Origin of the sequence: Mycobacterium sp. (genome assembly GCF_049647605.1) — a bacterium.
GTDB lineage: Bacteria > Actinomycetota > Actinomycetes > Mycobacteriales > Mycobacteriaceae > Mycobacterium.
The window spans coordinates 20803-29756 of sequence record NZ_JBARXZ010000163.1; the positions used below are offsets into that span (position 1 = coordinate 20803).

General features: G+C 68.1%; 8 protein-coding genes. 4 read left to right on the forward strand and 4 right to left on the reverse strand.

Annotated features, from left to right (window positions below; translation table 11 throughout):
- Nucleotides 1–11: 11 nt before the first annotated feature.
- Nucleotides 12–1754, reverse strand: a complete 1743-nt coding sequence (gene sucB / locus WBB07_RS21275) for a 2-oxoglutarate dehydrogenase, E2 component, dihydrolipoamide succinyltransferase (RefSeq protein WP_526310348.1) — start codon at nucleotides 1752–1754, stop codon at nucleotides 12–14.
- 204 nt (nucleotides 1755–1958) lie between these two features.
- On the opposite strand from sucB, the gene WBB07_RS21280 reads away from it, so the two are divergent.
- Entirely contained in the window at nucleotides 1959–2330 is a 372-nt protein-coding gene (locus WBB07_RS21280; protein WP_526310349.1) for an oxidoreductase, read from the forward strand.
- 72 nt (nucleotides 2331–2402) lie between these two features.
- Nucleotides 2403–4154 (forward strand): SDR family oxidoreductase, encoded by a 1752-nt coding sequence (locus WBB07_RS21285; RefSeq protein WP_526310350.1) that lies wholly within the window; start codon nucleotides 2403–2405, stop codon nucleotides 4152–4154.
- Between the two features lie 84 nt (nucleotides 4155–4238).
- Here the strand turns inward: WBB07_RS21285 and WBB07_RS21290 are convergent, their stop codons facing one another.
- On the reverse strand, nucleotides 4239–5747 hold the full coding sequence (locus WBB07_RS21290; protein ID WP_526310351.1) for a leucyl aminopeptidase: 1509 nt from the start codon (nucleotides 5745–5747) through the stop codon (nucleotides 4239–4241).
- 39 nt (nucleotides 5748–5786) lie between these two features.
- Here WBB07_RS21290 and gcvT point away from each other — a divergent pair, with 39 nt between their 5' ends.
- The gene (gcvT, locus tag WBB07_RS21295; RefSeq protein ID WP_526310352.1) at nucleotides 5787–6896 is read left to right on the forward strand and encodes a glycine cleavage system aminomethyltransferase GcvT; all 1110 of its coding nucleotides are present in this window, start codon (nucleotides 5787–5789) and stop codon (nucleotides 6894–6896) included.
- Between the two features lie 23 nt (nucleotides 6897–6919).
- Nucleotides 6920–8026 (forward strand): branched-chain amino acid aminotransferase, encoded by a 1107-nt coding sequence (locus WBB07_RS21300; RefSeq protein ID WP_526310353.1) that lies wholly within the window; start codon nucleotides 6920–6922, stop codon nucleotides 8024–8026.
- Here WBB07_RS21300 and WBB07_RS21305 read toward each other — a convergent pair.
- On the reverse strand, nucleotides 8023–8751 hold the full coding sequence (locus WBB07_RS21305) for an adenosylcobinamide-GDP ribazoletransferase (protein WP_526310354.1): 729 nt from the start codon (nucleotides 8749–8751) through the stop codon (nucleotides 8023–8025). The two genes, WBB07_RS21300 and WBB07_RS21305, sit on opposite strands and share 4 nt — an antisense overlap.
- Nucleotides 8748–8954, reverse strand: a 207-nt coding sequence (locus WBB07_RS21310; protein WP_526310355.1) for a nicotinate-nucleotide--dimethylbenzimidazole phosphoribosyltransferase, incomplete at its 5' end; no start/stop codon positions are given. The genes WBB07_RS21305 and WBB07_RS21310, both read right to left, overlap by 4 nt.

Genomic DNA, 8954 nt, shown 5'->3' on the forward strand with positions numbered 1-8954 from the left:
GCACAGGTGCCTTACAGGCCCAGGTCGGCCTCGAACGCGCCCTCTTCGAGACGGCGTTTGACCGTGGTCAGGAAGCGGCCCGCGTCGGCACCGTCGATGAGCCGGTGATCGTAGGTCAACGGCAGGTAAGACACCGAGCGGATACCGATCGACTCGTTGCCGAACTCGTCGACGATCACCCGCGGCCGCTTCACGATGGCACCGGTACCCAGCATCGCCGCCTGCGGCGGCACCAGGATCGGGGTGTCGAACAACGCGCCCTGGCTGCCGATGTTGGTGATCGTGAACGTGCCGCCGGAGAGCTCATCCGGCTTCAGGTTCCCCGACCGGGCCCGGCCGGCGATGTCGCTGATGGCGCGTGCCAACCCGCCCAGCGACAGATCGCCGGCGTTGTGGACCACCGGCGAGAGCAGGCCCTGATCGGTGTCCACCGCGAAGCCGAGATGCTCGGCGTCGTAGTAGGTGATCTCCTTGGCGTCCTCGTTGTAGCTGGCGTTGATGTTCGGATGTGCCTTCAGCGCATCGATCACCGCACGCGCGATGAACGGCAGGTACGTCAGGTTGACACCCTCGCGCTCGGCGAAGCTCTTCTTCGCCTTGGCCCGCAGCGCCACGATCTTGGTCATGTCGACCTCGTGGACCTGCGTCAGCTGCGCAGTGGTCTGCAGCGATTCGCGGGTCTTCTTGGCGGTGATCTGCCGGATCCGATTGGCCTTCTGCTTGGTACCGCGCAGGTGGGCAAGCGGGCTGTCGGCGGCGGGAGCGGCGGCTGCCGGTGCGGCGGCGGGCTTCTCGGCCGGGGCCGGGGCTGCCTTCTTGTCCTGTGCCGCGGCGAGAACATCCTGCTTGCGGATGCGGCCACCGACACCGGTGCCCTTCACCGCAGCCAGGTCGACGTTGTTTTCGACGGCCAGCTTGCGTACCAGCGGCGTGACGTACGGGCTGCCGTCACCGCTCGGCTCTGCCTTGGGCTCGGGCTTGGTCTCTTGCTTGGGTTCCGGTTTCGGCTCGGGCTTGGGCTCGGGCTTGGGTTCCGGTTTGGCTTCCTGCTTGGGTTCCGGTTTCGGTTCCGGCTTGGGCTCGGGCTTGGGTTCCGGCTTGGGTTCCGGCTTGGCTTCCTGCTTGGGAGCAGGAGCGGCGCCCTTGGCGCCGATCTTGGCCAGCTCGCCACCCACGGCCACCGTGTCGTCCTCTTCGGCGGTGATGCTCAGCAGCGTGCCCGCGACCGGCGACGGAATCTCGGTGTCGACCTTGTCGGTCGAGACCTCGACCAGTGCCTCGTCCACCGCAACTTCATCGCCGACGCTCTTGAGCCAGCGGGTCACGGTGCCCTCGGTGACCGATTCGCCCAGCTCGGGCATGACCACCGAGGTGGACTCGCCGCCGCCCGAGGACTTGTCGGGCTCCGGTTCGGGCTCCGGTTCGGGTTCCGGTTCGGCCTGAGGTTCCGGCTCTTCGGCCTCTTCGGCTTCTTGGGCGGGTGTCTCCTCGGCGGCACCGGCGCTGCCGCCCTCGGATGCGTCGCCGATGACCGCCAGCTCACCGCCGATTTCGACCGTGTCGTCCTCCTGGGCGACGATCTTGGTCAGCACGCCGGCGGCGGGCGACGGGATCTCGGTGTCCACCTTGTCGGTGGACACCTCGAGCAGCGGCTCGTCGACTTCGACGGTGTCACCTTCTTGTTTCAACCAGCGGGTGACAGTCCCCTCGGTGACGCTCTCACCGAGTGCGGGCATCTGTACGGAGACGGCCATGCTGTGGACTCCTCGAAGGTCAGTCGTCACGGGTCGAGTTCCGGCTTACCACACCGTCGTGTACCGGTTCAGAAACCCAGGTGCATTCTGCGGATTCCCATCCTTTCACTCCCGGTGGACGGTCACACACTCAGGGTTGGCCTCCCGCTCTGGCACTATCGAAGGGGTATCGCCGGTGACAGTAGAAACGAGGAGCTAACCCGGGTGGGATTGTTCGACAGGTTCCGTCGAGGACGTGCCGCACGTGGCGGCGACCCTGCAGCTGACCTGCGATACCTGCATGAATGGACAACCGCGCACACCGGAGTCGAGGCGTTTGTCGAACCGAAGACCACCGTCACCGAGCTGACCGTGGTGCTGGTGGCGCACGACGGCGAATGGACCCGCAGACGCGTCGGCGGTGAGGCCGGGGCCCGGCGGCTGTCCAGCCAACTCCAAATCCCGGTCTACGACGTGCAAAAAGTGGGCTACCCCCAACGAATGCGGGATTACGACGCGCGACGCCGGATCGAACGCCGGCGCGCACTGCGCGACGAGCTCGAACGGCCGGCCGACGAGGGGCGGGGAACCGGATAGCGCACACCCCGACGGGTGGCAGCACAAGCAAAGCCTTGATTCCGGTACCGGCGGTATGAGGTACTTGCTCGCATGACAACTGCTCCGACATTCGTCGACAGTGCCGACGGCGTGCGCATCGCCACCTACGAAGAGGGCAATCCGGACGGGCCGACGGTGGTGCTGGCCCATGGCTGGCCCGATTCACACGTGCTCTGGGACGGGGTGGTGCCGAAGCTGGCCGATCGCTTCCGGATCATCCGCTACGACAACCGTGGTGTCGGGGCATCCTCGGCGCCCGTGCCGGTCAGCTTGTACACGATGGAACGGTTCGCCGACGACCTCGAAGCCGTGATCACGACGTGCAGCCCGGGGCGGCCGGTGCACGTGCTCGGTCACGACTGGGGGTCGGTGGCCACCTGGGAGTACCTGAGCCGGCCCGGCTCCGCGGCCAAGGTGGCGTCGTTCACCTCGGTGTCCGGTCCCAGCGCCGACCACTACAAAGCCGCGATCTTCAGTGCCCTGGCACGGCCATACCAACCGAGACGCTTCCTGCGAGCCGTCGAACGGCTGCTGCGCCTGACCTACATGATCCCGCTGTCGGTTCCGGTGCTGACCCCGGCGATCCTGCGGGCCAGGTTCGGCGGGGGACGGGCCGCGGTGCTGCTCACCGACGGGGTGCCGCGGTCGCAGCGCTTCCGCAGCGACTCGGCGGCAACGGATCTGGTGAACTCCCTGAAGATCTACCGGGCGATCCTGCGGCGCTCGCCACGCGACTACCGCCGTGACCACCACGTCAGCGTGCCGGTGCAGCTGATCGTCAACACCAAAGACCCGGTGGTCCGCCCGCACGGTCTCGACGGCATATCCCGCTGGGTGCCACAGCTGTGGCGCCGCGACATCGAGGCCGGGCATTGGGCGCCGATGTCACATCCGCAGGTATTGGCCGCCGCCGTGACCGAGCTCGTCGACCATCTCGACGGCCGGCCCGCCGCTCGCGGGCTGCTCCGGGCGCAGGTCGGGCGGACGCGCGCCCCGTTCGACGACACCCTGGTCACGGTCACCGGGGCGGCCAGCGGTATCGGCCGGGCGACCGCGCTGGCATTTGCCGCCCAAGGTGCGGAACTGATCGTCAGCGACATCGACAAAGCCGGCCTCGACGACACGGTGGCCGCCATCTCCGCGGTCGGTGCACCGGCGCACCCCTACGTCGTCGACGTCTCCGACGCCGAGGCCGTCGAACGATTCGCCGCCGACGTCTGCGCCACCCACGGCATCCCCGACGTCGTCGTCAACAACGCCGGGGTCGGTCAGGCCGGCAGCTTCCTCGACACCCCGACCCAGCAGTGGGACCGGGTACTCGAGGTCAACCTCGGCGGCGTCGTCAACGGTTGTCGGGCCTTCGCCCGTCGACTTGTCGAACGTGGCACCGGTGGCCACATCGTCAACGTCGCCTCCATGGCCGCGTACGCGCCACTGCAGAGCATGAACGCCTACTGCACGTCCAAGGCCGCGGTGTACATGTTCTCCGACTGCCTGCGTGCCGAACTGAGCGCCGCCGGCGTCGGGTTGACGACGATCTGCCCCGGCGTCGTCGACACCAACATCGTGCACACCACCCGGTTCGACATCCCGGCCGACAAGGCCGAGGCGGCACGCAAGCGGGCCGAAAAGCTGTTCACCGCACGGCGATACGGCCCAGAGAAGGTGGCCGCGGCGATCCTGGCCTCAGTGGCACGCGACACCGCGATCCGGCCGGTCACCCCCGAGGCGCACCTGCTCTACGGGTTGTCCCGGCTGGCGCCGCAGGCGTTGCGCAGTGCCGCCCGCAGCTCAGTTGTCTAGCTGCTGGAGTGCCGAGGTCGACGTTTTGGCGCATTCCACTCGACCTCTTGCGCCCAAACGTGAGTTTGGGCGCAAGAGAGAGGCTCAGCCCTGTGCCGCGATGTCTTCCAAGACCGCGAACATGGTCCGTGCCGGCACCCCGGTGCCGCCCTTGCCGGTGTAACCCCACGGGCTACCGGTGTTGTACGCCGGACCCGCCACATCGATGTGCACCCACTCCACACCCTCGGCCACGAACTCCCGCAAGAACACCCCGGCCACCAGCATGCCGGCGAACCGCTGCCCGCTGATGTTGGCCAGATCGGCGACAGTGGACTTGAGGTCATCCTTGAGCTCGTCGGGCAGCGGCATCGCCCAGCCGTTCTCGCCGACCTCCTGCGAGATCGCCGCCACCCGGTCGCGGAACTCGTCGCTGCCCATCACACCCGGGTAGCGGGCACCGAGCGCGACGGTCTGAGCGCCGGTCAACGTCGACGTCTCGATCAGATAATCCGGCTTGTCCTCACATGCCCGCACGATCGCGTCGGCCAGGATCAGCCGGCCCTCGGCATCGGTGTTGAGCACCTCGACGGTGGTGCCGCCGTACTGGGTGAGCACATCGCCCGGACGCTGCGCGGTAGCCGACGGCATGTTCTCGGCCATCGGCACGGTGGCGATCACGTCGACCGGCAGCTCCAGCTGTGCGGCCAGCACCACGGTGGCGATGACGGCGGCCGCCCCGCCCATATCGGAGGACATGTGGTGCATCGAGGCAGCCGGCTTGATCGAGATGCCACCGGTGTCGAAGGTGATTCCCTTGCCGATGAGCGCCACCAACTTGGCCTTCTTCTTGCCGCACTTGTAGGTCAAGCGCACCAGCCGCGGCGGCCGTGACGAGCCCTGGCCGACGCCGACGATGCCGCCGTAACCGCCCTTCTCCAGCGCCTTCTCGTCGAGCACCTGCACCGTCAGGCCCGCTGCTTCGCCGAAAGCCTTTGCCTGAGCCGCGAATTCGGCCGGGTACAGATGGCTCGGCGGAATGTTCACAAAATCACGGGCCGTCGCCACCGCGGTGGCCACCGCAGCTGCCCGGGCCGCGGACGCCTTGACCGCCTTGGACGCACTGGAGGTCAGCGCGGTGATCTTCTGCAGCCCGCCGTCTTTGGGGGCGGTCTTGCTGCTGCGGAAATCGTTGAACCGGTACGCGCCGAGGATCAAGCCCTCGACGGCGCTCTCGAGGTCCAGATCGGACAGGGTGGTGATCACCGTCTCGGTGCCGTTGAGGGAACGCGCCGCCACGCCGGAAACCTTGCGGATGACATCGGAGGGCCACTCGTCCTGAGGCTTACCCAGACCGACGGCCAGCACACTGGCGACCGGCAGCGACGGCACCACCAGCCGGGTGAGCTGTTCGGTGCCGCTCTTGGCGCCCAGCGCCGCCAGCGCCACCTCGATCTCTCCCACGGCTTCGGCGTCCAGGAACGGGTTGGACACCACCTTCGGTCCACCGTCGTCGACCACTCCGACGATCAGTACGGCCGAGCCGACGCCCCGTTTCGGGAGCGACGTGGCGACGGCGACGGTAGGGGACTGGTAACCGGTATGGGTGCTCACGGGGTTCACCCTAACCACCAGCCACTAGGGTGGTTGGGCGTGAGCTCCGACAGTCCCAGCGACCTGCTGCATGCGCCCCTCGAAGACCGCCACCGCGAACTCGGCGCCAGTTTCGCCGAGTTCGGTGGCTGGTTGATGCCGGTCGCCTATGCCGGCACCGTCACCGAACACAACGCCACCCGTGAGACCGTCGGCCTGTTCGACGTCAGCCACCTGGGCAAAGCGCTGGTCACCGGGCCCGGCGCCGCAGAGTTCGTCAACAGCTGCTTGACCAACGATCTGCAGCGCATCGGCCCCGGGAAGGCGCAGTACACGCTGTGCTGCACCGAGTCGGGCGGCGTCATCGACGACCTGATCGCCTACTACGTCAGCGACGACGAGATCTTCCTGGTACCCAACGCTGCCAACACCGCGGCCGTGGTTGCCGCACTCAAAGAAGCGGCCCCCCAAGGTCTTACGATCACCGACGAACACCGCTCCTATGCGGTGCTCGCCGTGCAAGGGCCCAAGGCCGGTGAAGTGCTGACCGCCCTCGGCCTGCCCACCGACATGGACTACATGGGATACGCCGACGCCGAATACCAGGGCGTCCCGGTCCGGGTGTGCCGCACCGGCTACACCGGCGAGCACGGCTTCGAGCTGCTGCCGCCGTGGGATCGCGCCGGCGTGGTGTTCGACGCCCTGGTCGAGGCGGTGCGCGCCGCCGGTGGCGAACTCGCCGGCCTCGGCGCCCGCGACACCCTGCGCACCGAGATGGGCTACCCGCTGCACGGCCACGAACTGTCGCTGGACATCTCGCCGCTGCAGGCCCGCACCGGTTGGGCGATCGGCTGGAACAAGGACACGTTCTGGGGGCGCGCCGCGCTGCTGGCCGAAAAACAGGCCGGACCTGCACGGACGCTGCGCGGGCTGAAGGCGCTGGGCCGGGGTGTGCTGCGGCCCGAGTTGAAAGTGCTCGACGGGGAAACCGCCGTCGGTGTCACCACCTCGGGAACCTTCTCTCCGACACTGAAAGTCGGGATCGCATTGGCGCTGCTCGATACCGGCGCCCACATCGCCGACGGCGATCACGTCACCGTCGACGTGCGCGGTCGAGCCATCGAATGTGAAGTGGTCAAACCACCGTTCGTGACGGTGAAAACCCGCTAGCGCGCGGTTATACAATCGCTTCCATGACCAACGGCCACCTCGATTTCACCCTTGCCCGCAACCCCGCACCGGCAAGCGATGAGGTAAGGGCCGCAATTCTGGCCGAACCCGGCTTCGGGCGCTATCACACCGACCACATGGTGTCCATCAGCTACACCGCAGGCCGCGGCTGGCATGACGCGCAGGTGTTGCCCTACGGGCCGATCGAACTCGACCCCTCGGCTGTGGTGCTGCATTACGCGCAGGAAGTGTTCGAAGGCCTGAAGGCCTACCGCTGGAACGACGGCTCCATCGTGTCCTTCCGGCCGGATGCCAACGCCGTCCGGTTACGCTCCTCGGCCCGCCGGATCGCGATTCCCGAACTGCCCGAAGAGGTGTTCCTCGAATCGCTGCGCCAGCTGATCGCCGTCGACGAAGCCTGGGTGCCGCCGGCCGGCGGTGAAGAGTCCCTGTACATCAGGCCGTTCATCTTCGCCACCGAACCCGGCCTGGGGGTGCGCCCGGCCAACGAGTACCGCTACCTGGTGATCGGGGGACCGGCCGGCGCCTACTTCAAGGGCGGGATCAAGCCGGTCAGCGTCTGGCTGTCCACCGAGTACGTCCGGGCCAGCCCCGGCGGCACCGGCGCGGCCAAATTCGGCGGCAACTATGCCGCGTCGCTGTTGGCGCAGGCCGAGGCCGCCGAACACGGCTGCGACCAGGTGGTGTGGCTCGACGCGGTGGAGCGCCGCTATGTCGAAGAGATGGGCGGGATGAACCTGTTCTTCGTCTTCGGTAGCGGCGGGTCGGCCCGCCTGGTCACCCCGGAGCTGTCCGGTTCGCTGCTCCCGGGCATCACCCGCAATTCGTTGCTGCAGTTGGCAACCGATGCCGGCTTCGCCGTCGAGGAACGCAAACTCGACGTCGAGGAATGGCGCAAGGGAGTGGCCGCCGGCGAGATCACCGAGGTCTTCGCCTGCGGAACCGCCGCAGTGATCACGCCGGTCTCACAGGTCAAGTACGGGGACGGTGAATTCACCATCGCCGACGGCGAGCCCGGTGAGGTCACCATGGCGCTGCGCGACACCCTGACCGGAATCCAGCGGGGCACCTTCGCCGACACCCACAACTGGATGACCCGGCTCGGCTAACCGGTTCCGGCCAGCAGGCCCAGCGCTGTCACCGTCGTCGTCACCTCGACCGCGGCGCCCAACACGTCACCGGTGATCCCACCGAAGCGGCGCACACAATGCGCCACCAGGGCGGCGATCAGCGCCATCGTCACCAGCACCACCACCGGGCCCTGCCACAGACGTGGCGTGGCGAACCCGGCGGCCACCGCCAGCGTCGCCACCCAGACCGCCACCACCCAGGCGGGCTGGGTGGCGGCAACGGCACCGCCGAGCGAACTGCCCGCCGCGGCCGGCACCGACCGTCGACACACCAACACCACCGCAACACGTCCCGCGGCCACCGCGACCACGATGGCAACCGCGTTCAGCGCCGAAAACGCCGCCGCCTGCGCCACCACCGTCACCACCACCGCGGCCACCCCGAACGGGCCCGCGGTACCGCCACGCATCACGGCCAGGGCGCGTTCCGGCGGGCCGTAACAACCCAGGCCGTCGACCGTGTCCGACAAGCCGTCGATGTGCAGGCCGCGGGTCACCAACAACAGCGCGGCAACCGCGAACAACCCCGGCAGCAGCCCCGGCGAGAACACGGCCGATGCGCCGATGCTGACCCCGGCTGCGAGAGCGCCCAGCGCGACACCCACCACCGGTAACGCAGTCAGCGCACCCCGTTCCACCGGTGTCCGGGTCCGGATCGGCACCACCGTTGCAAACGCGAACGCACCGGCCAGCGAGCGGATCACGTCGGGTCGGAATCCGAGCGGCCGGCCACCTGCGCCGAATCGAACGTCGCCATCTCGGCCAACGTGGCGACCGCGGCGCGCAGCACCGGCAGCGCCACAACCGCGCCAGTCCCCTCACCGAGGCGCATCTTCAGATCGAGGATCGGTTCGAGTTCCAGCTGCGCCAACGCCAACGAGTGCGCCGGCTCGGTCGACCGGTGCCC